Raw genomic sequence first — 23,628 nt, forward strand, 5'->3', positions numbered from 1 at the left:
GCGCGGCCGACGGACCTCGGCCTACGATCGCGCCATGCCGTTCACGCTCAAGAACCTCAAGCAGGATCTGGCCGACGTCGGGTCCGGCTTCGGCGGCCCGCCGGACCTGGAGTTTCACCTGGCGACGCAGGCGCTCGAGCTGGTGCACTCCGGCCTCTGCCACCAGCGCCTTCCCCCCGGCTGCCGCTTCCCGTACGGGCACACGCACAAGAAGCAGGAGGAGGTCTACGTCGTCGTGCGCGGGGGCGGGCGGATGAAGCTCGACGAGGAGATCGTCGAGCTCAGGCCATGGGACGCGGTGCGCGTCCCGCCCGGGACGTGGCGCGGATACGAGGCCGGCCCGGAGGGCCTCGATCTGCTCGTCGTCGGCGCCCCCCATCTCGGCGAGACGCCGCGCGACGACGTCGAGGGCCTCCGCGACTGGTGGGCCGGCTAGGGGGCCGCCGGCCTCCAGACCGAGGCGACGAGGACCGAGACCGCCAGCACCAGCCCTGCCTGCCTCGGGCGACCGCGCCGGCGTCCGCATCGACGCCGACGGCGATCTCCTCGCTGGCCCACTGGCACGTCGCGCATCCCGACCGGCTGGGCGGCACGCGGCTCGACGATGCCGCGCTCCCGCCACGCGGGCGGCTCATATAGGCTCGCCCGCGGCGGGGAGGAATGGCCGTGCACGCACATCAGGTTCGTCATCGTGAGCAGGCGTTCGAGCCGGACCTGGCCGTCGTCGACGCCCATCATCACCTGTGGGATGACCTCACCAATCAGCTCGCCGTTCCATACGCGCTCCCGGATCTGCTCGCCGACATGGACGGTGGTCACCACGTCGTCGCCACGGTCTACGCCGAGTGCACGTCACATTGGCGCGACGACGGCGACCCGGCGTTGCGCCCGGTCGGCGAGACCCAGTGGATCGCGGGACAGGTGCTTCCGCGCGGCGTCATGGACGCGATCATCGGCTATGCCGACCTGCGCTCCGGCGCTGCGACGCGACCGATCCTCGAGGCGCACCGCGAGGCGGGACGGGGCCGGTTCGCCGGCGTCCGCCACTCGACGGCCTGGGACCCGCATCCCGACGTCCCCAACACGGCACGCGAGGTGCCGCCCCGGACGCTCGTCAGCGCGGACTTCGTCGAAGGCGTGCGCCTCCTCGGTGAGCTCGGGATGACGTTCGACGCTTGGATCTTCTTCCATCAGATCCCGGAGCTGGCACAGCTCGCCGCGGCGGCACCCGACACTCGGATCGTCCTCGACCACCTCGGGGGGCCGCTGTGCATCGGCCCGTACGCCGCCGATCGGCCGGCGATGCTCGCCACCTGGCGCGAGCACCTCGCCGCGGCCGCCGCGCGGGAGAACATCGTCCTCAAGATCGGCGGCCTGGGCTTTCCCTGGTTCGTCCCCGACGAGGTGTGCGCGCAGCTGACGGATTCCGACGCCATCGCGGACTACTGGCGCCGGGAGGTCGAGTACGCCATTGAGGTGTTCGGCCCTCGACGATGCATGTTCGAGTCGAACTTCCCTGTGGACTCCCGCGTCGCCGACTACGTGACGTACTGGAACGCGATGAAGAAGCTCACCGTCGGTCACTCGCCCTCCGAGCGGGCCGAGATGTACGTCGGCACCGCGATGCGCACGTACGGCATACCCAGGGACGACACGAACCGGACCCCGCCATGATCGAGCCGACGCGCCCTGTCCCCGGATGGAGCGCCGCCGCCGGGCGCACGGGCCTGGCTCCGCCCCGGGCCATCGCCCGCCCGGACCCGCTGCTGGACCGTCTCCTGATCGCCGAGAGCATCGCGCGGTACGGCTGGGCCTACGACGAACGCCGGCTCGACACCATGCTCGAAGGCTTCACGGAGGACGCGCTCTGGGAGGGATCGATCATGGGCGTGGAATCGATCGGGCCCTTCCGCGGGCGAGCGGCCCTGCGCGAGTTCTTCGGCGGGATCGCGCGGCGCCAGACCCCCCAGCGCCGTCACGCCTTCACCAACATCGTGGTCGACGAGCTGGGTCCGGACACCGCGACCGCCCATGCCTACATCCTGCTCTGGTCGTCGCAGGACGCGCGCACCACGCCGGTGACCGCCGGTCCCTATCGCTTCGTGTTCGTCCGCCAGGACGGCCGATGGCTCATCAGCGAGCTGCACGCCGGCTTCGACGCGCCACTCGACTGGGACCGCCTGGGCGACTGATCCCCCAGGGCGACTAGGCTGCCGCGTCATGCAAGCCGGCGATCGCGTCCTGGCCCCTGATCCGGGCAACCCGCTCAGCGGCGCGAGGCTGGCGGTCACCATCGTGCAGGTGTTCTCGCTCCCGGCGCCCCCGCGGATGCCCGGCTTCGCCCTCCCGGGCAAGCGCATGTGCCGGGTCCGCTACGACGACGGCCGCACGACCACGTGGCCCTACGAGGACATCCGGCGCGGCGAGGCGACGACCGACCCCGACCGACCGGCGCTCCGCCAGCACCATCCCGCGGCCCGCACCGGCCAGGGCGGGCGCCCTCGCAGGTGACCGAGCTGGTCCTCGGCGTCCTCGCGCTGCCGCGAGCCCGGCCATCGCCCGAGTCCGGGTAGCCGGCGCACGACCGGCCGCCTGCCCGGCAGTGTCCTCTGCGTCGCCTGCGCCGGCCTCCATTCGCCGCCCGCCGCGGCGGCGACGCTGAGTCGCCCCCGATGGGCACCGCGCAGTGGCTCGCCCACGCCATCATCGGCGGGTTGCCAGGCGTTCGTCGAACCGCGCGCCGCCTGTCAGCCCACGCGGGCTGCGAGGACGCACAGATCGTCGGTGCGCTCGGTGCGCACGCCCAGGTCGTCGGCCAGCCGCTCGACGATCTCCGCCGGTGCGTCGTCGCCCACGCGCCGGGCGGCGGCGACCAGCTCATTCAGACCGACCATGAGGGGACGGGTCCGCGACTCGACGAGCCCGTCGGTGAACAGCACGAGCGTCGAGCCCTCCGGCAGGACCGCAGTCCCCTCGGTGCGCGGCACCCCGGCGTCGACGTCGAGCGGCAGCGAACGGCCACCGAGGGCCAGCGCGGGCTCAGCGCCGGCCGCGACGATCAGCGGCGGCGGATGGCCGGCGCAGGCGTAGCGCACGTGCCCGTCGCGGGTGCATAGCTCCGCGTAGACGACGGTCGACATCCGCCCCACCTCGTGGCGGTGCGCGTAGGCGTCCAGGGCCCCGAGAAGCCGCCCGGGACGCAGATCGGTGGAGGCGAGCGCACGGACCGCGCTGCGCAGCTGTCCCATCGTCGCCGCCGCCTCGATTCCCCTGCCCACCACATCGCCGACGACCAGACCGATCGTGTCCGGGCGATCCAGCGGGAACGCGTCGTACCAGTCGCCGCCGACCTCCAGTCCGGCAACGGCCGGCCGGTACAGCACCCCGAGCTCAAGACGAGCGGCGAGGGGCAGTGCTCCGGACAGCATGCTGCGCTGCAGCTCGGCGGCGATGTCGTGCTCGCGCCGGCGCGCCTTGAGCAGCTCCTGCTCGTAGCGGCGCCGGTGCGTGGCGTCGAAGACGACCGTGCGGATGGAACGCGGCGTCGCGGTGTCATCGCGGACGAGCACCGAGTTGACCAAGGCGGCCATGAGCGTGCCGTCCGCACGCACGATGTCGACTGCGATCTCGCGCACCGCTCCCTGCATGTGCAGCAGCGGCGCGTAGTGGGTCTCGTGATAGATCCGCCCGCCCGGGGACAGCAGGTCCTGGAAGCGCCGGCGCCGCACGAGCGCCTCGCGCGACAACCCGGTCAACCGCTCGAAGGTCCGGTTGACCCGCAACAGCGTTCCGTCCAGGTCGGTGGACAGGTAGCCGCAGGGCGCATCCTCCAACAGCTCCTCCGCCGTCTCCTCGAACGGCGCCGACCGATCCATCAGGGGCCCAGATAGGCCTCGATGGCGGCGCTCGTCTCCTCGGGCGCGCTGAGGTTCGGACAGTGACCGGTCGCCGCGAGCCGCACGAAGCGGCTGCCGCGCAGCCGCTCGTGGACGAAGCGTCCCACGGCGTCCGGGGCGATGAGATCGTCGCTGCACTGCAGCACGAGCGCCGGTGTGGTGATCCGGTCGAGGTCGGCGCGGTTGTCGGACAAGAAGGTCGCACGCGCGAAGTGTGCGGCGATCGCCGGATCCGCGCGGCAGAAGAGCTCGTTGAGCTCCTCGCCCAGCTCGGGCCGATCGGAGTTGCCCATGATCGCGGGCGCCATCGCACTCGACCATCCCAGGTAGTTGCTCTCGAGCGACTCCAGCAGACCGTCGATGTCTTCCCGCGAGAATCCGCCGGCGTAGTCCTCGTCATCGACATAGCGGGGCGACGGCCCGATGAGAACCAGGTGCGCGAAGCGGTCGGGCCGCTCCGCTGCCGCGAGCACGCCGATCATGGCGCTGACCGAGTGGCCGACGAAGATCACCTCGCGAAGGTCGAGCTCCTCGCAGATCTCGAGCACGTCGTCGGCGTAGCCGCTCAACGTCGCGTAGCGCGCGGGGTCAAACGCCGCGAGGTCGGAACCGCCGAGGCCCACGTGATCGAAGAGGACGATCCGGTAGCGATCGGCGAACTCGGGCCAGACGAACCGCCACATGCTCTGATCGCAGCCGAAGCCGTGCGCGAACACCATCGGCCGGCCGTCGAGGCGGCCATGGACCTGCACGTTGTTGCGGCGAAGGGCGCTCAAGCTCGCCCCACGATAACGGCCGTGCGCCAGCAGTCCTGCATACCGCGCCGCCGCCCGACCGATGTCCGGCGAGAGTCCCGCGTCGGGCACGCTGCTCGGCGAGCCGCTGGACGTGGGTCGGCGCGAGCCTGGGAGCTGGAGCTGCGGCGCGCCTCGTGACGCTCAGCCGGTGCGCGCCGCGGTGAAGGACACCGGGTCGCCGGAGCACGACGCCGAGCCACCGTCGGCGGTGACGTGCTCGCCCTGGGGCCTGATCGTGCCCGTGGCCTGCGCGCCGGCCAGCGCGCCGGAGAGCTCGGCGTAGACCTGCTCGGCGCCGGAGAGCCGGTCGCGGGCCACCCCGCCCGGCGTGAGCGTCGCCGACAGGGCGCTCTGGACCGCGCTGCTCCCCGTGGCGTCACCGGCCTCCTGGGAGAGGTCGAGCGCGAGCTCGCGCGTCGTGGTGAACCCGTCGTCGCAGGTGAACGTCACCGTGGCCTTCAGGTCGCGCGCGAGGAAGTCCGTGTACGTCCAGGCGCCCGCGCGCGTGCTGTGCGCCGCGGCGGTGAAGGTGATCGGCAGCCCCTGGCCGGTGGTCCCGGCGTAGGTGCCGAGCTGCCACCAGGTCTTGGGCGGCTGGTGCCTGGCGACGATGGTCGCCTTCCCCGAGCACCGCTTCAGGTAGTTGTGGCGGTAGTGGGTGAGGTAGTGCAGCGTGACCGTGCTCCACGTCCGGTCGAAGCGCAGGTCCCAGCTCTCGAGGTCGCCGGGGTAGATCGTGTTGCGCAACCGCTTGACGACGTGCCGGTCACGGCCCACGTGGAACGGGCGGTTGACCAGACCGGTCTGCTCGCGCCACACGCGACGGCCTGGGGGACCACACCGGGTGATGCGCTTGGCGTCGAGCCAGAGGTAGGTGATGGTGTCGGTCCCGGCGTCCATCTCCAGGCGGAACTCGCCGCCGCCCTTCGGCGTGCCGGTGTAGTGGACCTTGTCCTCCCCGCCCAGCAGCGGCGGCCCGGCGGCGCGGGCCGCGGGCGCCCAGGCGGCGATCACCAGCAGCGCGATGACGACGGCGGGGCGGAACGGGTGCATGCGGTCCTCCTTGACGCGAGATGTGTCCTCGACCCTACGCCGGGGCGCTCGCCGCGCCATCCGGGCGACTGCGGTCCGGATCTGCGGCGTTCTGCACAGGTCGCGCGCGTCGCGGCGAGATCGGCGGCCGGCGCGGCAAGACGTCCCGATACCGGACACGGCGCAGGGCTGAGGAGCCGCCGTGCACGCCCGCGTCACCCACCATCCCGAGGAGGAACCCACGAGACCGATACCAGTACCGGGCACTGGCCGTGTCGCGGCGGCCGTGCAGGCGTGACGACAACGGCGCCCCGGAACGACGAAACCCCCGCTCACACGAGGGCTCCGGGCCGATAGCTGGGGGAGACTCGAACTCCCGACCTCACGATTATGAGGCGAGGGTCCGGACCCTCCCGGTGAGCCGGAATCGCCGATGAACACGGGCATTCGGGGCTCGTGGGCCTCTCCCCCGCGTCGGGTGCTGAGCATCCGATTCGGGGCGATTCGTCGGGGTTCACGGGCGCCGGTGCCCGTTCAGGCGGGCACCGGATCTCTCAGATGTTGTACTCGAACGGCGAGACGAGGGTCATGTGCTGCACTCGTTCGCATGACCACTCTCGAACGCGAAGCAGTCGACGGCTACGAAGAGATCACGGAAGCGTCGGCGCCGGCTCTTGCCGTGTCCGCGACGGAGGTCCGCGACTGGCTCGCTGACCGTCTGGCCGACGGCGAGATGGGCGCGAGCGTCCTCGTCGAGTCGGCGGCTGCGGCCGGGATCAGCGAGTCGCAGCTGCGTCATGCCCGGCAGCGGCTGGGCGTCGTGGTGTCGCAGCGCCAGCGGCAGTGGTGGTGGCGTCTGCCGGAGGTCGTCGACGAGTCGATCCCTCCGTCGGTCGCGCATGCCCCGGCGCGCTACCGCCGCGATTGGCTGCCGGCCGGCACCGGCGTCGACTGGATCGAGGCGCTCCGGGTCCGTCACGTCGAGGCGGCCGACGCGTGGGCGTGGGCGTCGCACGAGCAGGCGGCGGTGACCGTCCTGCGGGGCCGAGCGGAGACCGCGTTCGCCGAGCAGGTCAAGGACGCGTTGCGCGCCGGCGATGCCGCCCCGGCCCGTCCGGCCGATCTCGACCCGGTCGTGCTGGCCGGGCGCATGGTCGTGGCGCGCGAGGTCGTCGCGATGGTCGCCGACGCGCTCGGCACGGTCATCGTCGATGCGCTGGGGAGCTTCGCCGCCGGCGCAGCGAGATCCCCGACGAGGCGCTGTCGCGGTTCAGCGACGCGCTGCGCGGCTCGCTGCAGGTGGGCCCGGGCGACCTGGCCCGCGAGCAGGCGATCCGGCTGCGGGCGCAGGCCGACGAGCTTGACCGGAGCGATCCGGCTGTCGTGGTCCTCGGCGACGAGGACGAGCAGGACCCCATCCCTACATCGGAGGAAGCATGACGTTGGACGCACAGATCACCGGCCGCGAGCGTGTCGTGTCCGGCTTGTTCATCGACTACTGGACGGTCAGGCGTGATCCGGACGGCGTCGAGCAGAAGGTGCTCGCTCGGGCGTCGCGAGGCGACCTGATCGTGCTGTCGCCGGCCGAGGAGTCGCGGCTGGACGAACTCGGGATGCTCGGCGAGCGCGGGTGGACGGCCGAGGACGTCGAGGCGTCGATCGAGCGCACCCGTCTGGCGATGGTGGCGCAGAACCAGCGCGAGTCGCACCAGCGGAGCCTCGGCTGATGTCGCGGATCCCGAGCATCGCGGCGGCGGTAGCGGCCGGTGCGATCAAGCCGCGGTCGGTCGCCTACTTCGAGCGCGAGTACGCGCGGTCGCCGAAGGGCGTCGAGGAGCTGCTCGCCCGGGCGATGGAGCGCGTACGGACGGTCGAGGCGGCCGCACCGCGGCGTCGTGCGGATGTCCTGCTGGCGACGACGTCGTCGACTGAGGGTCCGAACGCGTTCGGGATGCCGAAGGTGTCGCCGGCGCCCGCACCGACCGCGCCCGGTGTCGTGACACCGCTGCAGTCGGGGTCGGTGCTGTCGCTGGCCGAGCAGCGCGCCGAGTGGGCGTCGGGCGCCGCCCGGTCGCAGCGCTGCGGTCACGCCGTCGCACCGTTCCGGCCCCGCGCCGATCTCACCGGAGGCGTCGCGTGACGCCGCGGCCAGCCGCGACCCGGTTCGCCGAGGACGTGTACGCCCGCCTCGGGCCGGTCGCCGAGGGCGACGAGGGTCGCGGCTGGCCGCTGCTGACCTACGTCGTGGCGTTGACGCAGCAGGTCGAGCGCGTCGCGATGCTCGTCTACGGCGACGGCGTGTCGCTGCCCTACCGCAACCTCGTCGACGTCGACACCGCAGCGGACGACGACCTCAACTTCGTTGGGATGTTGTCGGGGTCCAAGCGGCGCCGGCCGGGCGAGGACCCGGCCCGCCAGCGCGACCGCATCCGCAACGTCGAGGGGTTCAAGCGAGGGACGCCGGACTCGCTGATCGGCGCGGTCCGCGTATCGCTGCCCGACATCGCCACAGCGACCTACTCGACGGTCGAGAGCCGCTTCGCGAGCTACCTCGATGCGCAGGCCGGGTTCGGCACCTACGCGCAGGCCGAGGCGCAGACGCAGCCGTCATCGCGCTACGTCGCGCTGCTGGAACGCGTCGACGGCGACGCCTACAAGCTGCGGATCGTCGTCAAGGCCAACGAGGTCTCCGATGCGCCGGCGCTGCTGGCCGCGGTGCTTCCGCTGAAACCGGCCGGGCTGCTGCTGGACCTGCAGGTCAATGCGTTCCTGTCGATCGACGAGCTCCGCGGGTCCATCGACGCTCTGACGGGCTCGATCGACGCGCTCGGGCGGGGGTCTGAGATGCCGTCCTACGCCACGACCGCGCGGCTGGCGCTGCGCAAGATCCTTGGCACCTCCAACGCCAGCGATCTCGACACCGGGATCGGCGCGGTCGCCGACGACGTCGAGGCCGCGCTCGCGCATCTCGTGCCGATCGGCGGGATGCTGCCGTGGGCCGGCGCCGGCGCGTCGCTGCCGTTCGGGTGGCTGTACTGCGACGGGCGCGCCGTGTCGCGCTCGACGTTCGCGGCGCTGTACGCGGTCATCGGCACCGCCTACGGCGTCGGTGACGGGTCGACGACGTTCAACGTCCCCGACGCCCGCGGACGGGTGCTCGTGATGGAAGACGCCGGCGCCGGCCGGCTGGCGACGGCGAACACGCGCGGCGCGACCGGCGGCGCCGAGACCCACCAGCACCAGCACATCTCGCCGGTCGGTGCGCGCGCCGGGCTGCTGCGTGTCCTCGACCCGACGGACGGCACGCTGGACTGGAACGGGTCGTCCTACTCGTTCCTCGACGCGCCGGGCGATACCGGCGTCGAGATCGGCGCTCCGTCGGGCAACTCGGCCGAGCGGCACGTTGTCACGAGCACGGCGGCGTCGACGCTGCAGCCGGGCCTCGTGATCGGTGCATGGATCCTGAGGTGCTCATGACCGGGCTGCCCGCCGACCCGACGACCCCGGGCGACTCGCTATGGGCCACCTACGAACTGCTGCGCCGCGGCGCCACGCAACGCGACGAGTTCACGGCGTCGCCGAAGATCATGGACGCACTCGACCCGCACGAGCTGCGCGCGATCCTCGGCGTCTACGTCGCTGCCGCCCGCCTCGGCTGGGCCGTCGGCGATCAGATGATGCGCGACATCGCCGACGGCGTCGACCGGGACCTCGGCATCACGCGATGAGCGACGCGCCCCGCGATCCATTCACGACCGCCGACACGAGCATGGCGATCCTGCGCTCCCTCAGACGCCGGGCCCGCGACGTCTACGACCCCAACGAGCCCCACGCACTACGTACCGCCATCGACGCACTCGACGACCGCGACGCACGATGGGCGCTGTACTGCTTCGCGACCGCCGACGCCGCAGGCTGGCCCTACATCGAGAACACGCTGCGCATGCTCGACGCCAAGCACGACCGCGACGACGTCACTCGGGACGACCATGCTGTCGAGTGAAATCGCGGCGGTGGGTGCGAGAGCGTGTCGTCGGTGCGGGTGTCGTCGGGGGCTGTCGTGACGCGACGCGCACCTATGAGCGACGACGAGCGGCGTCGGCGTGCTCGGGAGGCGAAGCAGCGGGAGCGGGAGCGCAAGGCGTCAGGTGCTCCTCCTGCGTTGTGCGGGGCGTCGAAGCGTGGTGGGGGCGGTGGGACGTGTCGTTTGCCGGCGGGGCATGGGACGCCGCATCCGGGTCGGGGGCGGTGTCGTCGTCATGCGGGGAACACGCCGGCGTCGATTGCGAAGGCTGCTCGGGAGGAGGCGCTCGCGGAGGCGCGGGCGGTCATGCCGGATGCTGTGCACGAGCTTGATCCGGGCCGTGTCGTTGTCTTGGCGGCGTCGATGGCTGCTGATCGGCTGGCGCGGTTCCGCGAGACGTATAGCGCCGGTTTGGCGGAGGGCCGGATCGATCTGTTGCGGGTCGAGGGCGAGATGCTCGATCGTGCTTCGCGGCTTGGGCGGACGGCGGTGAGCGAGGACTTCGAGGCGCGTAAGCGGGCGACGGTGGACTACGCGATCGACCGGATCGTCGGGGCTGCGGAGGAGGCGATCGCTGCGGTCGGTCTCGACGTGGCGCAGCGCATGGTCTTCGCTCGGGTGTTCAGCGAGCGGCTCGCGACGTTCGAGCACGGCGGCCGGCGTCCGGATGATGTCGAGCAGGTCGAGGTGCTCGACGCGGCGTGAACGATCTTCCCGCCGCCTGTGTCGCTGTCTCCTCCGGTCGGGGTGGCGCGGGCACTCGGCGGGCGGGCGAAGGGCTGGGCCGGGCGTGTCTACGGCGCCCGGCCCACGCATGGCTCTTCGCGGGCTCTGGGCGGTTCGGTCCTCATACCGGCAGGGGATCGGCCGCCCGGACGCCCACGCGGCCCTGAGCGGGCTCTGAGCGGGCACCCGGCGCGCCCGGTGAGCACGAGGGCGTCTCCACGGGCTGCAGGCGCAGGGATTGACGGGCTCTGACCGCTCGCGCACATCGCGTGCGCTCGCGCTCAATCGTCGGGGTGCGGCTGCAGAACGGGCATAGCGTCGGCCGGCGGCGGCACGAGATCCGGTGACGCCGGCGGATCGGACGAGGCGTCCATCCGCGCGCCGACGCGAGCGGCCGCGACGCTCTCGAAGTCCCTCACGTAGCCGTCGAAGCCCTTGAACGCCTCGTTCAGGCTCTGCACCCGCGACCACCCACGATTCAACTCATCGTCTAGTCCCGACATCTCGATGCTGCGCATGAACACGAGCAGCCACCGATTCGCCTCCGCGAATGTCAACGCCAGCCGATCGCCAGGGCCGAGACGGACCGCTAGTCGGGCGGCCATCGCATCGAGGTCGCGGCCGGCCTCCCACGCTTGCCGAATGAGGCGTGCGGCCTTCAGGCCCACGGACGCGCCGAGTTGGGTGTGCTTCTGGCGCGCGGCGGACGCGGCGTACTTCGCGACGTGCAGTGCGACCGCGGCCTCGTCGAGCAGGTCTCGGAGGTCGTCGACGTCGGCTAGCTCTCGCGCGTGGGCGAGCCCCGCGGCGTGGCGTTCGCGCTCGGCCTCCAGTTGCGCGGTCAGTGCCTCGCGCTGCGCTGTGATCTGGCGGCCCTGGCGACGGTCGGCTGAGATCCATGCCATGCCGGCGACGAGCAGCGCGGCGAAGAACGGCAGCAGCGATCCGGCGTGATCGGTGAGGACGGCGCCGGCGCCGGCGGCTGCAGCGAGGAGGACGAACGCTGCGCCTTCCTTGGGCGTGACGGTGCTGGGGTCGTCGTGCGGCTCGGTGGGGTGCACGCTCGGCTCAGAGGTCGAGGACGGCTTGCAGGGCGCTCTCGAACTCGGCGGGCTCGATGTGCGCTTCGAGGTGTGTGAGGCGCTCGGCGACGTAGGCGCGGACGTCTTGGCCGGTGAGCGCGAGGTAGTGGGCGCTGGCGACTCGGACCTGGCCGAGGGCTTGGCCGTTGCGGGTGACGGCGAAGTCGAGTGCAGTGCTGTCGGGGACACGGCCGAGCGGCTCGATGTCGTCGGGCGTGAATCCGGGCATGCGACCACGCTAGACCGCTGACCGGATGGGCGTGTATAGCGGTCGGGTGGGCGCTGGCGGGGCCGGGTGCCCGTTACGGCGGGGGCGTCGGTCGTTCAGGTGCTGCTGTCGCTGGGCGGAATTGTCATCTGAGCGCACGTTCGGGTGGCGTGCGATCAGCGGGAGACCGGGCGCGCGTCGGGGTCGTCGGCGCTCGTGTTCGGTGATGACGGCTGATCGCAGCGAATCGCATTGCCTGCGCGGGTTGCGGACCTCCGCGGTCGTCCGGCAGGTGCGTAGACTGGCGGTAGGTCGTGGTGCTGCCCGACCCCTTCGGTTGTTGTACGCGGGCCCGCTGGCGTCTTCCTTTCGCCGCCAGCGGGCCCGTCTCGCGTCTGGGCTCGGCGGTGACTCTCCGACGTCCGTCGGGGGCGCTGTCATCGTTCTGCGTGCCGGGCAGCCGCTCGGCGCGAGAACCGAAGAGAGGGCTACATGAGTGACCTGATCGGGCGCTACGCGTCCGACATCGAAGCCGAGGTGTTGGCGGTCGCACGAGCCGACCACGCCAGCGGCGTACGGACCGCGCTGCTTGACGCGTTGTACGAGCGGCTCGCAGTGGCCGAGGGCACGGAGTGGGAGCGCCTGGCGGCCGTCGTGGACCTCGCCGAGTCGCTGATCGCGGCGGGCCCGTCGTCGACGCCGGTGCCGCGGCCTCTGAGGCGTGTTCAGTGCTCGCGGGCTCTGCGGCGCTTCGAGCGTCAGATGCGCGCCCCACAGCAGGTCAGGTGCGGAGCGCGTCGGCGTGGTGCTGGACGGCCCGCCGGGCGCCGCTGCGGCGCTTCGTCGAGCACGGCCAGCGCTGACCCCGGCGACGGCGGAGAACCAGCGCCAGCCGCTGCCGGCACGGATCGGTGGGCGGCATGAGCGCCCGGGCGATCAAGACGTGCGACGAGATCCCCGAGGGCGCGTGGGGCGTCAGGCACCGGCCGTGCGGTGAGCGCTGGCCGGCGTCGGTGTTCGACGACGACAGCAGCCCGACCGATCCGCCGTGGGACGGGTCCGGGGCGCTGCGGTGCCCGAGTTGCGAGAGCCGCGGCGTCGTTGGCTATGGCGGGTTCGTCGTCGTCGCTCGTGGGAGCCTGCCCGCGGCTCTTGACCGGTCCTACTCGCAGGTGCCCGATGCGCTGTGGGACCACGGCGCCGCGCTCGGCCTGACCGCGAACGAGCGGGACCTCGCGCTCCTGCTGTGGCGGTTCCAGCGCGGCAAGCCGTTCGCCTACCCGGCGATCGAGACGCTCGTCGAGCGCACCGGGCTCAGCGACTCGACGGTGCGCAGGACTGCGAAGGCGCTCGAAGCGCGGTGTCTGCTGACGGTGCGGCGAGGCGTTCACCGTGACGGTCAGCGACTGGCGAACGAGTACGACGTCGGGCCGCTGTGGGACGCGCTGGCCGCCGTCGTCGAGGGTCGCGATGTTCCGACCTGTCGGTCAGAGCGACCGGTAGCTACCGGTCACAGTGACCGCCAGCTAGCGGTCACAGAGACCGCCCAAGTAGAGCCAGAGCAAGTACAGCCAGAGCAAGTAGAGCTTCCTGCGGAAGGTCGGGCAGAGCCCGACACGCTGCACGATCTCGTCGAGAGCGAGGTCGAGCCGTACTCGCCTCCGTTCGTCGTCGCCGCCCCGATCTACCGGCGCTATCGGCGTCGGCCTCGCAAGTTGCCGGCGCGCTACGTGCCGCCTCGACGCAGAGCCACAGCCGACGGCCCGCACGCCGACGTCGTGCTGTCGCCTGCGGCTCAGGTGCAGATGGACGGGATCATGCTGCGGCGCAAGATCGCGGCCGAGAGGCGGTCGGCATGAGCGCGCGGCGGCTGGACCCGCTGCGTCGCGGGACCCCCGCGGTCGCTCGCGGCGGTGGCCGTGACTGGCCGTGCCCGTATGAGCGGCATCGCCCGACGGATTGGTCGCTGACGGCGACGTCGGTCGTGGTCTGCGGTGTCTGCCACCCCCGGGTGATCGGGGCGGGGCGATGAGCGCCCGTCTGGCCGCTCTCGCGTCGCTACTGGCGGCCGTCGTCCTGCTGGGGCTGCTGGCGGCCGGCGCGGGCTCGTCGGTCACGGCAGCGGGCGTCCTGGCGGTCGTCGCTGTCGTGGTCGTCGTCGAGGCCGTGTCGCTCGTGGGGCGTCGGCGATGATCGGGCGCCTGCACCCCGACGACATCGAGGCGATCGCCGACGCGGTCGTCGCTCGGATGCGCCCGTCGGATCGGATGACGACGCTCGTCGACGCTGCGACGGTCGCCGCAGTGCTCGGAGTGGACCGGAACACGGTCTACCGGCACGGCGAAGCGCTCGGCGGGCAGCGGCTCGGGAACGGGTCGCGGCCGCGGCTGCGGTTCGACCTCGACGAGGCGGTGCGCCGCTGGACCGCTCGCGGTCTGAGCGAGCGGTCAGAGGTCCCGGAGGCCGCGCCAGCGCCGGCGGTTCGCCGTCGCGAGCGCCGCCAGCCGGCGGCCGGTGCCCATCTGTTGCCCATCCGCGGCGATGCAAGTTAAGATTGCTGTGCAATCAAGTGCCCCCGGCGACGTTGGCGCGTCCCGGGGGCTGGCGACGGAGAACAAGCTCCGCCGCGGTCCGCACGCTACCCGTCCCCGGCCGGCGTGCGCTCGCTGCGCATCTCGGCCTCCTGAGCCCCCAATGACCACAGGAGGTCGGCATGGCTAGACGGTCAACGGGCGGTGTCGTGGAGAAGTCCACGGCCCGCGGCAAGTCCTACGGGATCCGGTTCCGGGCGCTCGGCGCCCGCCGCTTCGAGCACGTCGGGTATGAGGCCGACGGCGTGACCCGCGCAGACGCGGAGCGCACGCTGGCCTACGTGCTGCAGCAGGTGCAGCGCGGCGACTGGCAGCCGGCGGCGGCGGCGGTCGCCGACGTCGCCGACACGGATCCGACGTTCCACGAGTTCGCGTCGGAGTGGTGGGCGGCGAAGCGGCTGGAGGTGCGGCCGAACACGATCGCGGCGTACGAGAACGAGTTGTCGGTGCACTTGCTGCCGTTCTTCGCGCGCCATCGGCTGTCGCAGATCACCGTCGCCGAGGTCGACCGCTACCGGGAGTCCAAGCTGCGCAAGGCGGCGGAGCATCGCGCGGCGCTGGCGGAGTGGGAGGCGCGCTGCGCTGCGCTGAAGGACGGCGAGGCGCGGCCGCCGCGCCCGCCGGCGGCGATGGTCTCGGCGGCCTACGTCAACGCGACGATCACGCGGCTCGGGAGCATCCTCGACGTCGCCGACGAACGCGGCCTCATCGCCCGCAACCCGGTCAGGGTCAATCCGCGCAACCGCAAGGCGAAGGTGACGCGTCGGCGCACGGCGCATCTCGACCGCCCGGATCACATCGTCGCGCTGCTGGACGCGGCGGGCCGCATGGACCGTGAGGCGGCGTCGCGGCGGGATCGCGACACGTGCCTGCGTCGGCCGCTGATCGCGACGTTGACGTTCGCGGGGCTGCGGATCAGCGAGGCGCTCGCGCTGCGGTGGGGCGATGTCGACCTCGCGGCGGGCCGGCTGCGCATCGGCGACGTCGAGGACACGAAGACGGCGGCCGGGCATCGGTCGGTGCCGATCCTGCCGGTGCTGCGTGACGAGTTGCTCGCTCGGAAGGCGAGCGTCGCGCTCGCGGCGCCGACCGACCTCGTGTTCGCCACCCGTGACGGCAGGCCGCTGTCGCGGGACAACACGCGCACCCGGATCCTCGGCGGGGCCCGCAAGCTCGCGGACGAGGCGCTGCTCGAAGCGGGGCTCGCGCCGCTGCCGGCGGGACTGACGCAGCACTCGCTGCGGCACACGTACATCTCGCTGCGGGCGGCGCTGCTGGACGACCTGCCGTCGATCTCGCGAGACGCTGGGCACGCCGACATCACCGTCACGGCGCGGATCTACACGCACGTCATGACTCTCGCCGAGGGCGACCGCGAGCGGCTCCGGGCACTCGTCGACGGCGTCCAATGGGCACCGTTGGGCACCAAGGGCGCTGAGACGGCGTCTGGCGGGCTCGACGCCAGCGACCCGAGAACGACGAAAGCCCCGCATCTGCAGGGCTTCCGGGCCGATAGCTGGGGGGAGACTCGAACTCCCGACCTCACGATTATGAGTCGTGCGCTCTAACCAACTGAGCTACCCAGCCAGGGGCGGCGATTCTAGCGGCCGCTGGTCGCGAGCACGTGGACGGTCACCACGCCGCCCGGGGCCGGGGTGTCGGCGGCGGTGAACACCACGGTCGGCCGGCCCTGCCGATCGACGGCCACGCCCACCGATCCCAGCGGGGGCGTGTTCCCGTGTCGTAGACCGACGCGGCGACCCCGCCGGCGGCCATGGCCAGCGCAGGATGGCGTGACGTGCCCTCACGACCCGCCGCGCTGCTCGCGGTCGCGGTCCTCGCTCTGCCCCACCGCCAGGAAGGCGGCCGAGACGAGCAGGACGGCGCCGATGCCGGCGATGACCAGGCCGATCGCGTCGAGCGCGGTGGTCGTGCCGACCGCGGCGATGACGCACCCGGCCACCAGGAGGGCGAGCGCGCCCAGGGCCAGGCGTCCGGGCATCAGCATGCCACCAGGGTAACCGCGCGCCTGCCGGGTACGCTCGCGGGGTGACCACCCCCGCCGGAGCCGACGTCGAGCGCGAGCTGCTGCCCTGGGCCGACGTCGGGCCCGCCACCCGTGCGCTGGCGACCTCCATCCACGAGGACGGCTACCGCCCCGACGTGATCCTGGCGATCGCCCGCGGCGGCCTCATCGTCGCCGCGGCGCTGGGCTACGCGCTCGGCGTCAAGAACACCTACACCATGAACGTCGAGTTCTACACCGGCGTCGACGAGCGCCTGCCCGTCCCGATGATCCTCCCCCCTGCTCCCGATCTCGTCGACCTCGAGGAGTCCCGGATCCTCGTGGCCGACGACGTCGCCGACACCGGCGCGACGCTCGCGCTCGTCAAGGAGTTCTGCGGCGGCAAGGTCGGCGAGGTGCGCTTCGCCGCCCTGTACGAGAAGCCGCACTCGACCATCAAGTGCGACTACGTGTGGAAGCGGACCGACCTGTGGATCGAGTTCCCCTGGAGCCTGGAGCCGGTCATCGGCGCCTGAGGCTCACGCCTCGCCCGACGCCGCCGCCAGCAGCGGGACGATCACGTCGCTGATCGGCGTCGGGACCCCGTGGCGGGCGCCCAGCCGCTGCACGACGCCGTTGCGCGCGTCCCACTCCAGCTCGCGCCCCGCCTCGCGGTCGAAGAGCATCGACGTGCCCATGTCCGGCGGCATGGCCTCGAACTGCGCCATGATCTCGTCGGCGACGGTGTCGGGCAGGTCGGCGCCCTCGGCGCGGGCGACGGCCAGGCACTCCAGGGCCAGGGCGCGCGACAGCCCATGGACGTCGGGACGGCCGTAGACCGCCGCGCGCCGGCCGCTGAGGACGAGCAGCGCCGCCACCGCGTTGAGCGTCAGCTTGCGCCACGCGACCGTCGGGAAGTCCGAGGCCAGATCGACGTCGCAGCCCCCGGACAGCACGCCCTGAGCCAGGCCGGCGCCCGGCTCGTCGGGCAGCGTGATGCTCGGGCGCAGCCGCAGGCGCACGCGCCCCGGCTCGGTCACCTCGGCCGGGAACCAGACGACGCTGGGCACGACCGGAGCCTGCGGCGAGACGTGCGGGCGGAGCATCGCGCGCTGCTCGACGCCGTTCTGCAGCGCGACCACGGGCGCCTGCCCGCCGGGCGGCGACAGCGCCCGCAGCCACGGCACCGCGCCCTCGGTCTGGTGGGCCTTGACGGCGACGAGCACGAGGTCGACCTCGGCCGGCGCGGCGCCCGGATCGGTGAGCACCGGCCCGGGGACGACGACCTCGGGGCCGTCGTCGGGGCAGACGACGATGCTCCCGGCGGGCGTGCGGCCGCACAGGGTGACCTGGTGGCCGCCCTCCAGCGCGATGGCGGCCACCGCCGCCCCGATGGCTCCGGGTCCGACGACGGCGACGCGCAGGGCGCTGGGGTCGGGCATCGCCGGGACGCTATCGGCCCCCGCCGCGGCCCGGACCGCGGCGGCGCCTACGATGCGCGGCGTGGACGTCGCCGAGCAGCCTCATGCCCGCCACGCGCTGCAGCGGCTGCGCGACGACGGCGCCGGGCCGCAGGTGCTGGCCGCCTTCGGCCGGCGGCTGGCGCAGCTCGCCGACCCCGGCGCCGGCGTGCTGCACGGCGAGGACCTGCGCCCCCTGGACGACGTCGCCGAGCTGGCCGGCCTGCCCGCGCCCCCGGCCGCCCGGCTCGACGCCCTCGCCGACCGCCTGGCGGTCCTCAAGCTCAACGGCGGCCTGGGGACGAGCATGGGGCTCAGCGGCCCCAAGTCGCTCATCGAGGTCAAGCCGGGGCGCACGTTCCTCGACGTCATCGCCGCCCAGGTCCTGGCGCTGCGCGCGCGCCACGCCGGGGCGCGCCTGCCGCTCGTGCTCATGGACTCCTTCGCCACGCGCGAGGCGACGCTGCGCGCGCTGCGGCGCCACCCCGGCCTGGCCGGCGACGTGGAGCCCGACTTCCTGCAGAGCCGCGAGCCCAAGCTGCGCACCGACACCCTGGAGCCCGTGGAGTGGTCCGCGGACCCGGCGCTGGAATGGTGCCCGCCCGGGCACGGCGACCTGTACGTGGCGCTGGCGGCCTCGGGCACGCTGGGGCGGCTGCTGGCCGCGGGCTATGACTGGGCCTTCGTGTCCAACAGCGACAACCTGGGCGCGGTGCCCGCCCCCGAGATCGCGCTGTGGGCGCAGGACGAGGGCGTGCCGTTCGTCATGGAGGTCGTCCGGGGCACCGCGGCCGACCGCAAGGGCGGCCACCTGGCCCTGCACGACGGGCGCCTCGTCCTGCGTGAGACGGCCCAGGCGCCGCCCGACGACCCGTCGTTCACCGACGTCGCCCGCTGGCGCTGGTACAACACCAACAACCTCTGGGTCGACCTGCGCGCGCTCGCCGCGCTCATGGACGAGGACCCGGCGGGCCCGGCCCTGCCGCTCATCGTCAACCGCAAGACCGTCGACCCCCGCGACCCCGGCTCCCCGGACGTCCTGCAGCTCGAGACGGCCATGGGCGCGGCGATCGGGGCGATCGACGGCGCGCGCCCGCTGCTGGTGCCGCGCACGCGCTTCGCGCCCGTCAAGACGGTCGACGACCTGGTGCTCGCGCGCTCCGACGCCTACGACCTGCGCGACGACGGGCGCATGATGCCGGCCTTCGACGGCGACCCTCCGGTCGTGACCCTCGACCCCGCCGTCTACCGCCACCTGCCCGACGCCGAGCGCCGCCTCCCCCACGGGCCGCCCTCGCTGCGCGGCGCCCGCAGCCTCACCGTGCGGGGCGACGTCACGTTCGGGCGCCACGTCACGGTGCTCGGCGACGTCACGCTCACCGGGCCGGCGACGATCGCCGACGGCGAGGTGCTCCGGGGATGAACGCGCCCGGCGTCTGCGCCTTCGGGCCCGGCCGCGTCAACCTCATCGGCGAGCACACCGACTACAACGGCGGCCTCGCCCTGCCGTTCGCGATCGCCGAGGGCGTGACGGTCACGGCCACGCCGATCGACGGCGACCGCGTCCGCGCCGTCGCCGCCGACCTCGGCGAGGACGACGAGTTCCCGCTGGCCGCCCCGCCGCGCGCGGAGGGCTGGCGGGCGTTCGTGCGCGGGATCGTGGCCGAGCTGGGGACCGCGGGCCACACGCTGTGCCCGGCGTCGCTGACGATCACGAGCACGCTGGCCCGCGGCTCGGGGCTCTCGTCCTCGGCCGCCTTGGAGGTCGCGCTGGCCCTCGCGCTGCTCGCGGCGGCCGGCGAGCGCGACCCCGACCGCCGGGCCCTCGCACGGCTCTGCTCCGGCGTGGAGAACGACTGGGTGGGCGCCCAGACCGGCCTGCTGGACCAGACCGCGGCGCTGCTCGGGGCGCAGGGCACGGCGCTGCGCATCGACTTCGCCACGATGGACGTCACCCCCGTCCCGTTGGACCTGGGCGGCTGGCGCCTGGTCACCGTGGACTCGGGCGAGACCCACTCGCTGGCCACCGGCGGATACAACGCGCGCCGCGCGGAGTGCGAGGGCGCCGCCCGACGCCTGGGCGTCGCGACGCTCAGCGCCGCCGACGCGGCCGCGGCGGCCCGGCTGCCCGATCCGCTGGACCGCCGCGCCCGCCACGTCCTGGAGGAGAACGCGCGCGTGGAGGCCGCCGTCGCCGCCCTGAGCCACGGCGACCTCGCAGCGCTCGGACCGCTGCTCGACGCCTCCCACGCGAGCCTGCGCGACCTCTACGACGCCTCGACCGACGCGGTGGAGCGCACCGTCCGGACGCTGCGTGAGGCGGGCGCCGCGGGCGCGCGGATGGTCGGCGGCGGCTTCGGCGGCCACGTGCTCGCGCTGCTGGCCCCGGGCGCCGGGCTGCCGCCCGGCGCCCACGAGGTGGCGCCCTCGGCGGGCGCGCGGCTGCTCTAGGCGCCGCCCGCCGCTCGGCGCTTGCGCTCCTCCTCCTGCAGCTGGCGGCCCAGCGGGCGCAGCAGCGCCCAGGCGACGAACAGCGCGCCGAGCGCGAGCATCCCGAGCCCGGCGATCAGGTTGATGTGCACGCCCGCGGCCTTGGAGATCTCGGCGCCGGAGTCGCCGAGGCCGACGATCACCAGCACGACGCCGTAGAGCAGGAACAGCCCGCCGATGATCCGGCGCAGGTCGAACAGGTTGGCCACCTGGGCCTCGCGCGTGCCCGTGCCCTGCTCGGGGGTGTCTCGGTCGCTCATCGCGGCCTCCTAGAAGAAGATGATGGTCAGGACGATGCCCAGGGCGATGGCCCCGAACCCGAGCAGCTTGGGCGACTCCCACCAGCGGTCGTGGCCGGCGGCGACCGCGGCGTCCTCCTTGTTGACCATGCCCCAGACGAGGCCCTGGAGCTCCTCGACCGGCTTGGGGCGCGTCACGAGCGTCACGGACACGGTGACGATCGCGTCGACGACGAACGCGGCGCCGGCGCCCCAGAAGGACTCGTCGAGGTCGGATCCGAACGTGAACCAGCCCGCCCACTTGTACCCCACGTAGGTCACCAGCGCGGCGATCGTCCCGGCCACCAGGCCCCACAGGCCGGCCGCCGGCGTCATCCGCTTCCAGAACATGCCGATGATGAACGTGGCGAACAGCGGGGCGTTGAAGATGGAGAACAACGCCTGCAGGTAGTTCATGAGGTTCTGGTAGCCCGACGCGATCAGCGCCGTGCCGATGGCCACCAGGATGCCGCCGATGGTCACGAAGCGCCCGGCCCGGATGTAGAAGGCGTCGGGCCGGTCACGGGCCAGGTAGGGCTCGATGATGTCGGTCGTCACCACCGTGTTGAACGCCGACACGTTGGCGGCCACCCCCGCCATGAACGACGCCATCAGCCCGGTCAGCGCGATGCCCAGCATGCCGTTGGGCAGGTACTCGTTCATCAGCAGCGGGATCGCGTTGTTGTAGGCCAGGTTCGCGTCGCCGCCGCCCAGGTGCGGGATCTTCCACAGGGCGATCATGCCCGGGATGACCACGACGGCCGGGATGAGGAGCTTGGGGTAGGCGCCGATGAGCGGCGTGCGCTGCCCCGCGGAGAGGTCGCGCGCCGACAGCGCGCGCTGGACCTCGGCGAAGTTCGTCGTCCAGTAGCCGAAGGACAGGATGAAGCCCAGCCCGAAGACGATGCCGATCCAGGTGGCGCCGATCGGGTTGGTGACGTGGCCGGGGTCGGTGCCCTGCAGGGCGTGCAGGCCGGCCTCCCCGAGCCTGGTCTGGCGGATCTTGTCCTGCAGGCCGCCCCAGCCGCCGGCGTCGTGCAGCCCGACGATCGTCAGCGGGACGAGCGCCGCCATGATCACGAAGAACTGCAGGACCTCGTTGTAGATCGCCGAGGACAGGCCGCCGAGCGTGATGTAGGCCAGCACGACGCCGGCGGCCACGACGATGCCCAGCAGGATGGGCCAGCCCAGCAGGAGCTTGAGGACCAGCGCCAGGGCGAAGAGGTTGACGCCCGCGATGAGCACGGTCGCCAGGGCGAAGGTGATGCTGTTGAACAGGTGCGAGGAGTCGCCGAAGCGCAGCCGCAGGTACTCGGGCACCGAGCGGACCTTCGACCCGTAGTAGAACGGCATCATCACCAGGCCGAGGAACACCATGGCCGGGACGGCGCCGATCCAGTAGTAGTTGACCGTCGCCACGCCGTACTGCGCGCCGTTGGCGCCCATGCCCAGGATCTCGGTCGCGCCGAGGTTGGCCGACACGAAGGCCAGGCCGGTGATCCAGGCCGGCAGCGAGCGGCCCGAGAGGAAGTAGTCCAGGCTCGTCTTGACGTAGCGCCGGGCCACGAGCCCCACCCCCAGCACGACCACGAAGTAGACGATGAGGATGCCGTAGTCGACGGCGTTGACGTCGAGGCGGACGTCGGACGCGGCGAGGACCCCGGCCGCGGCGTCCCCGGCGAGCGGGACATGGGACATGGGAGAGGTCATTGCCCAGACACGACGGCGCGCTAACGCGCCCCCCGGCGCGCCCAGACCACGGCGGGGCTCCAGGCCGCCGGCGCCGCGGTAGGTTGGCCGGGTGACCGCCCCCACCCGCCTGCACGACGCGATCGCCGAGCTCGCGCAGCTCAACGACGACCCCGGCGCCGGCGGGATCACGCGCGAGGTCTACACCCCGACCTACGGGCGCGCCGTCGACCTCGTCTCGGGCTGGATGCGCGACGCCGGGTTGACCGTCCGCGTGGACGCGGTCGGCAACCTGTTCGGCACCTGGACGGGCAGCGAGCCCGGCGCGCCGCGCGTGCTGACCGGGTCGCACATCGACACCACGCTGAACGCCGGCGCCTACGACGGGGTCGTCGGCGTGCTCGGCGCGATCGAGGCTGTCCGCGCCCTGCGCGCGGAGGGCGTGCAGCCCCGGCGCAGTATCGAGATCGTCGCCTGGGCCGGCGAGGAGCCGCGCTTCGGCACGGGCTGCACCGGGTCGCGGATGGTCACCGGGGAGCTGGGCCGCGAGGACCTCGACCGCCTCGCCGACCGCGACGGCGTCACGATGGCCGACGCGCTGCGCTCGGCGGGCCTGGACCCCGACCGCATCGGCGACGCGCGCATCGACCCGTCGACGGTGCACGCGCTCGTCGAGCTGCACATCGAGCAGGGCGCCGTGCTCGAGACCCACGGCGAGCCGATCGGCCTGGTCACCGCGATCGCCGCCGCGCACGACCTGCGGATGATCCTGCGCGGCGCCGCCGATCACGCGGGCGCGACGCCGATGGACCTGCGCCGCGACGCGCTGGTCGGCGCGGCCGAGGTCCTGACGACGCTCGAGCGCCTGGCGCGCGAGTCCTCCAGCGGCACGACCGTCGGCACGATCGGGGTCATCCGCGCGCTGCCCGGCGCGATCAACGTCGTGCCGGGCACCGTCGAGCTCGGCGTCGACGTGCGCGACAGCGACGGGGCCGCGCGCGAGCAGGTCGTCGCCGACCTGCTGGCCGCCGCCGGCGAGATCGGCGACCGCCGCGACCTCGCGGTCGAGGTGCAGGAGATCGGCCACGACGCCCCGGTGTCGTGCTCGGGCGCGGTCATCGCCGCGGCCGAGGCCGCCTGCGAGGCGCTGGGCCTGCGCGGGCGCCGCATGATCAGCGGCGCATACCACGACGCGCTCGTGCTCGGCCGCCTGGTGCCGGTGGGGATGATCTTCGTGCCCTCGCGCGCGGGCATCAGCCACCATCCCGACGAGTACACCGCGCCCGAGGACCTGGACCGCGGCGTGGCCGTGCTGACCAGGACGCTCGCGACGCTGGCGGCCTGAGGCGC

28 protein-coding genes, 1 tRNA gene and 1 pseudogene are annotated in these 23,628 nt (G+C 73.0%); 19 read left to right on the top strand and 11 right to left on the bottom strand.

Annotated elements, in window-relative coordinates; translation table 11 throughout:
• The first annotated feature begins 34 nt into the window (after nt 1-34).
• Nucleotides 35-436 carry a cupin domain-containing protein gene (locus FSW04_RS18840; RefSeq protein ID WP_146921785.1) on the top strand — a complete coding sequence of 134 codons (402 nt, stop codon included), beginning with the start codon at nt 35-37 and terminating at the stop codon, nt 434-436.
• Here the strand turns inward: FSW04_RS18840 and FSW04_RS27400 are convergent.
• Nucleotides 433-822, bottom strand: a complete 390-nt coding sequence (locus tag FSW04_RS27400) for a hypothetical protein (RefSeq protein WP_228431393.1) — start codon at nt 820-822, stop codon at nt 433-435. The genes FSW04_RS18840 and FSW04_RS27400 overlap by 4 nt on opposite strands.
• Here FSW04_RS27400 and FSW04_RS18845 point away from each other — a divergent pair.
• The 3 genes from FSW04_RS18845 to FSW04_RS18855 are packed head-to-tail and all read left to right on the top strand — an operon-like array spanning nt 742 to nt 2,511.
• Nucleotides 742-1,674 (top strand): amidohydrolase family protein, encoded by a 933-nt coding sequence (locus FSW04_RS18845; protein ID WP_267128342.1) that lies wholly within the window; start codon nt 742-744, stop codon nt 1,672-1,674. The genes FSW04_RS27400 and FSW04_RS18845 overlap by 81 nt on opposite strands.
• Nucleotides 1,671-2,192 (top strand): nuclear transport factor 2 family protein, encoded by a 522-nt coding sequence (locus tag FSW04_RS18850; protein ID WP_146921787.1) that lies wholly within the window; start codon nt 1,671-1,673, stop codon nt 2,190-2,192. Before FSW04_RS18845 ends, FSW04_RS18850 begins: the two co-directional genes overlap by 4 nt.
• Before the next feature lie 28 nt (nt 2,193-2,220).
• Nucleotides 2,221-2,511: a hypothetical protein gene (locus FSW04_RS18855; RefSeq protein ID WP_146921788.1), complete on the top strand. Its 291-nt coding sequence runs from the start codon at nt 2,221-2,223 to the stop codon at nt 2,509-2,511.
• 236 nt (nt 2,512-2,747) lie between these two features.
• Here FSW04_RS18855 and FSW04_RS18860 read toward each other — a convergent pair whose 3' ends face one another.
• From FSW04_RS18860 to FSW04_RS18870, 3 genes are all read right to left on the bottom strand, one after another.
• Entirely contained in the window at nt 2,748-3,875 is a 1,128-nt protein-coding gene (locus FSW04_RS18860; protein ID WP_146921789.1) for a PP2C family protein-serine/threonine phosphatase, read from the bottom strand.
• Nucleotides 3,875-4,672, bottom strand: a complete 798-nt coding sequence (locus FSW04_RS18865; protein WP_228430575.1) for an alpha/beta fold hydrolase — start codon at nt 4,670-4,672, stop codon at nt 3,875-3,877. The genes FSW04_RS18860 and FSW04_RS18865 overlap by 1 nt, the downstream gene beginning before the upstream one ends.
• A 162-nt stretch (nt 4,673-4,834) precedes the next feature.
• Nucleotides 4,835-5,746, bottom strand: a complete 912-nt coding sequence (locus FSW04_RS18870) for a hypothetical protein (RefSeq protein WP_146921790.1) — start codon at nt 5,744-5,746, stop codon at nt 4,835-4,837.
• A gap of 586 nt (nt 5,747-6,332) precedes the next feature.
• Between FSW04_RS18870 and FSW04_RS18875 the strand changes: the two genes are divergently transcribed.
• The 7 genes from FSW04_RS18875 (at nt 6,333) to FSW04_RS18905 (ending at nt 10,454) form a co-directional block, all read left to right on the top strand.
• Nucleotides 6,333-7,241, top strand: a complete 909-nt coding sequence (locus tag FSW04_RS18875) for a hypothetical protein (protein ID WP_146921791.1) — start codon at nt 6,333-6,335, stop codon at nt 7,239-7,241.
• A complete protein-coding gene (locus FSW04_RS18880) occupies nt 7,168-7,452 on the top strand; it encodes a hypothetical protein (protein ID WP_146921792.1) in 285 nt (94 codons plus the stop codon). The genes FSW04_RS18875 and FSW04_RS18880 overlap by 74 nt, the downstream gene beginning before the upstream one ends.
• Nucleotides 7,452-7,865, top strand: coding sequence for a hypothetical protein (locus tag FSW04_RS18885; protein ID WP_146921793.1), 414 nt, complete (start codon nt 7,452-7,454; stop codon nt 7,863-7,865). Before FSW04_RS18880 ends, FSW04_RS18885 begins: the two co-directional genes overlap by 1 nt.
• Nucleotides 7,862-9,202 carry a phage tail protein gene (locus tag FSW04_RS27405; RefSeq protein ID WP_228430576.1) on the top strand — a complete coding sequence of 447 codons (1,341 nt, stop codon included), beginning with the start codon at nt 7,862-7,864 and terminating at the stop codon, nt 9,200-9,202. Before FSW04_RS18885 ends, FSW04_RS27405 begins: the two co-directional genes overlap by 4 nt.
• Complete coding sequence (locus tag FSW04_RS18895) at nt 9,181-9,453, top strand: hypothetical protein (protein WP_146921794.1); 273 nt, start codon at nt 9,181-9,183, stop codon at nt 9,451-9,453. Before FSW04_RS27405 ends, FSW04_RS18895 begins: the two co-directional genes overlap by 22 nt.
• Complete coding sequence (locus tag FSW04_RS18900) at nt 9,450-9,728, top strand: hypothetical protein (RefSeq protein ID WP_146921795.1); 279 nt, start codon at nt 9,450-9,452, stop codon at nt 9,726-9,728. The genes FSW04_RS18895 and FSW04_RS18900 overlap by 4 nt, the downstream gene beginning before the upstream one ends.
• 327 nt (nt 9,729-10,055) lie before the next feature.
• Entirely contained in the window at nt 10,056-10,454 is a 399-nt protein-coding gene (locus FSW04_RS18905) for a hypothetical protein (protein ID WP_146921796.1), read from the top strand.
• 302 nt (nt 10,455-10,756) lie between these two features.
• Here the strand turns inward: FSW04_RS18905 and FSW04_RS18910 are convergent, their stop codons facing one another.
• On the bottom strand, nt 10,757-11,536 hold the full coding sequence (locus tag FSW04_RS18910; protein WP_146921797.1) for a hypothetical protein: 780 nt from the start codon (nt 11,534-11,536) through the stop codon (nt 10,757-10,759).
• A 7-nt stretch (nt 11,537-11,543) separates the two neighbouring features.
• Nucleotides 11,544-11,786, bottom strand: a complete 243-nt coding sequence (locus FSW04_RS18915; RefSeq protein ID WP_146921798.1) for a hypothetical protein — start codon at nt 11,784-11,786, stop codon at nt 11,544-11,546.
• Nucleotides 11,787-12,685: 899 nt separating this feature from the next.
• Here FSW04_RS18915 and FSW04_RS18925 point away from each other — a divergent pair.
• The 4 genes and pseudogenes from FSW04_RS18925 to FSW04_RS28660 all read left to right on the top strand — a co-directional run.
• On the top strand, nt 12,686-13,624 hold the full coding sequence (locus FSW04_RS18925) for a helix-turn-helix domain-containing protein (RefSeq protein ID WP_146921800.1): 939 nt from the start codon (nt 12,686-12,688) through the stop codon (nt 13,622-13,624).
• Between the two features lie 169 nt (nt 13,625-13,793).
• The gene (locus FSW04_RS26325) at nt 13,794-13,958 is read left to right on the top strand and encodes a hypothetical protein (protein ID WP_187368914.1); all 165 of its coding nucleotides are present in this window, start codon (nt 13,794-13,796) and stop codon (nt 13,956-13,958) included.
• A complete protein-coding gene (locus FSW04_RS18930; protein ID WP_146921801.1) occupies nt 13,955-14,317 on the top strand; it encodes a hypothetical protein in 363 nt (120 codons plus the stop codon). The genes FSW04_RS26325 and FSW04_RS18930 overlap by 4 nt, the downstream gene beginning before the upstream one ends.
• Nucleotides 14,318-14,478: 161 nt before the next feature.
• Nucleotides 14,479-15,648 (top strand): annotated as a pseudogene (locus tag FSW04_RS28660) (tyrosine-type recombinase/integrase); the annotation flags it as partial.
• 221 nt (nt 15,649-15,869) lie between these two features.
• On the opposite strand, the gene FSW04_RS18945 reads toward FSW04_RS28660, so the two are convergent.
• Both FSW04_RS18945 and FSW04_RS18950 read right to left on the bottom strand, forming a co-directional pair.
• Nucleotides 15,870-15,943 (bottom strand) — tRNA-Met (locus FSW04_RS18945).
• Between the two features lie 217 nt (nt 15,944-16,160).
• A complete protein-coding gene (locus FSW04_RS18950) occupies nt 16,161-16,364 on the bottom strand; it encodes a hypothetical protein (RefSeq protein WP_146921802.1) in 204 nt (67 codons plus the stop codon).
• A gap of 41 nt (nt 16,365-16,405) precedes the next feature.
• Between FSW04_RS18950 and FSW04_RS18955 the strand changes: the two genes are divergently transcribed.
• Nucleotides 16,406-16,897: a phosphoribosyltransferase gene (locus FSW04_RS18955; protein WP_146921803.1), complete on the top strand. Its 492-nt coding sequence runs from the start codon at nt 16,406-16,408 to the stop codon at nt 16,895-16,897.
• Between the two features lie 3 nt (nt 16,898-16,900).
• Here the strand turns inward: FSW04_RS18955 and FSW04_RS18960 are convergent, their stop codons facing one another.
• A complete protein-coding gene (locus tag FSW04_RS18960) occupies nt 16,901-17,803 on the bottom strand; it encodes an oxidoreductase (protein ID WP_146921804.1) in 903 nt (300 codons plus the stop codon).
• Nucleotides 17,804-17,864: 61 nt separating this feature from the next.
• Between FSW04_RS18960 and FSW04_RS18965 the strand changes: the two genes are divergently transcribed.
• Nucleotides 17,865-19,244 carry a UTP--glucose-1-phosphate uridylyltransferase gene (locus FSW04_RS18965; RefSeq protein WP_228430578.1) on the top strand — a complete coding sequence of 460 codons (1,380 nt, stop codon included), beginning with the start codon at nt 17,865-17,867 and terminating at the stop codon, nt 19,242-19,244.
• Nucleotides 19,241-20,272 carry a galactokinase gene (locus FSW04_RS18970; protein WP_146921806.1) on the top strand — a complete coding sequence of 344 codons (1,032 nt, stop codon included), beginning with the start codon at nt 19,241-19,243 and terminating at the stop codon, nt 20,270-20,272. The genes FSW04_RS18965 and FSW04_RS18970 overlap by 4 nt, the downstream gene beginning before the upstream one ends.
• Here FSW04_RS18970 and FSW04_RS18975 read toward each other — a convergent pair.
• The gene (locus FSW04_RS18975; protein ID WP_146921807.1) at nt 20,269-20,571 is read right to left on the bottom strand and encodes a hypothetical protein; all 303 of its coding nucleotides are present in this window, start codon (nt 20,569-20,571) and stop codon (nt 20,269-20,271) included. The genes FSW04_RS18970 and FSW04_RS18975 overlap by 4 nt on opposite strands.
• A 9-nt stretch (nt 20,572-20,580) precedes the next feature.
• The gene (locus tag FSW04_RS18980; protein WP_146921808.1) at nt 20,581-22,287 is read right to left on the bottom strand and encodes a sodium:solute symporter family protein; all 1,707 of its coding nucleotides are present in this window, start codon (nt 22,285-22,287) and stop codon (nt 20,581-20,583) included.
• 103 nt (nt 22,288-22,390) lie between these two features.
• On the opposite strand from FSW04_RS18980, the gene FSW04_RS18985 reads away from it, so the two are divergent.
• Complete coding sequence (locus FSW04_RS18985) at nt 22,391-23,623, top strand: Zn-dependent hydrolase (protein ID WP_146921809.1); 1,233 nt, start codon at nt 22,391-22,393, stop codon at nt 23,621-23,623.
• The last annotated feature ends 5 nt before the right edge of the window (nt 23,624-23,628 follow it).

This window comes from Baekduia soli, assembly GCF_007970665.1.
In the GTDB taxonomy this organism is placed as follows: domain Bacteria; phylum Actinomycetota; class Thermoleophilia; order Solirubrobacterales; family Solirubrobacteraceae; genus Baekduia; species Baekduia soli.

What these genes read in the sequence shown, in the direction of transcription:
- FSW04_RS18840 (WP_146921785.1), top strand. Translation starts at nt 35, where the DNA reads ATGCCGTTCACGCTCAAGAACCTCAAGCAGGATCTGGCCGACGTCGGG.
- FSW04_RS18850 (WP_146921787.1), top strand. Translation starts at nt 1,671, where the DNA reads ATGATCGAGCCGACGCGCCCTGTCCCCGGATGGAGCGCCGCCGCCGGG.
- FSW04_RS18855 (WP_146921788.1), top strand. Translation starts at nt 2,221, where the DNA reads ATGCAAGCCGGCGATCGCGTCCTGGCCCCTGATCCGGGCAACCCGCTC.
- FSW04_RS18860 (WP_146921789.1), bottom strand. Translation starts at nt 3,875, where the DNA reads ATGGATCGGTCGGCGCCGTTCGAGGAGACGGCGGAGGAGCTGTTGGAG.
- FSW04_RS18870 (WP_146921790.1), bottom strand. Translation starts at nt 5,746, where the DNA reads ATGCACCCGTTCCGCCCCGCCGTCGTCATCGCGCTGCTGGTGATCGCC.
- FSW04_RS18875 (WP_146921791.1), top strand. Translation starts at nt 6,333, where the DNA reads ATGACCACTCTCGAACGCGAAGCAGTCGACGGCTACGAAGAGATCACG.
- FSW04_RS18885 (WP_146921793.1), top strand. Translation starts at nt 7,452, where the DNA reads ATGTCGCGGATCCCGAGCATCGCGGCGGCGGTAGCGGCCGGTGCGATC.
- FSW04_RS18895 (WP_146921794.1), top strand. Translation starts at nt 9,181, where the DNA reads ATGGATCCTGAGGTGCTCATGACCGGGCTGCCCGCCGACCCGACGACC.
- FSW04_RS18900 (WP_146921795.1), top strand. Translation starts at nt 9,450, where the DNA reads ATGAGCGACGCGCCCCGCGATCCATTCACGACCGCCGACACGAGCATG.
- FSW04_RS18905 (WP_146921796.1), top strand. Translation starts at nt 10,056, where the DNA reads ATGCCGGATGCTGTGCACGAGCTTGATCCGGGCCGTGTCGTTGTCTTG.
- FSW04_RS18915 (WP_146921798.1), bottom strand. Translation starts at nt 11,786, where the DNA reads ATGCCCGGATTCACGCCCGACGACATCGAGCCGCTCGGCCGTGTCCCC.
- FSW04_RS18925 (WP_146921800.1), top strand. Translation starts at nt 12,686, where the DNA reads ATGAGCGCCCGGGCGATCAAGACGTGCGACGAGATCCCCGAGGGCGCG.
- FSW04_RS26325 (WP_187368914.1), top strand. Translation starts at nt 13,794, where the DNA reads ATGAGCGCCCGTCTGGCCGCTCTCGCGTCGCTACTGGCGGCCGTCGTC.
- FSW04_RS18930 (WP_146921801.1), top strand. Translation starts at nt 13,955, where the DNA reads ATGATCGGGCGCCTGCACCCCGACGACATCGAGGCGATCGCCGACGCG.
- FSW04_RS18950 (WP_146921802.1), bottom strand. Translation starts at nt 16,364, where the DNA reads ATGCTGATGCCCGGACGCCTGGCCCTGGGCGCGCTCGCCCTCCTGGTG.
- FSW04_RS18960 (WP_146921804.1), bottom strand. Translation starts at nt 17,803, where the DNA reads ATGCCCGACCCCAGCGCCCTGCGCGTCGCCGTCGTCGGACCCGGAGCC.
- FSW04_RS18970 (WP_146921806.1), top strand. Translation starts at nt 19,241, where the DNA reads ATGAACGCGCCCGGCGTCTGCGCCTTCGGGCCCGGCCGCGTCAACCTC.
- FSW04_RS18975 (WP_146921807.1), bottom strand. Translation starts at nt 20,571, where the DNA reads ATGAGCGACCGAGACACCCCCGAGCAGGGCACGGGCACGCGCGAGGCC.
- FSW04_RS18980 (WP_146921808.1), bottom strand. Translation starts at nt 22,287, where the DNA reads ATGTCCCATGTCCCGCTCGCCGGGGACGCCGCGGCCGGGGTCCTCGCC.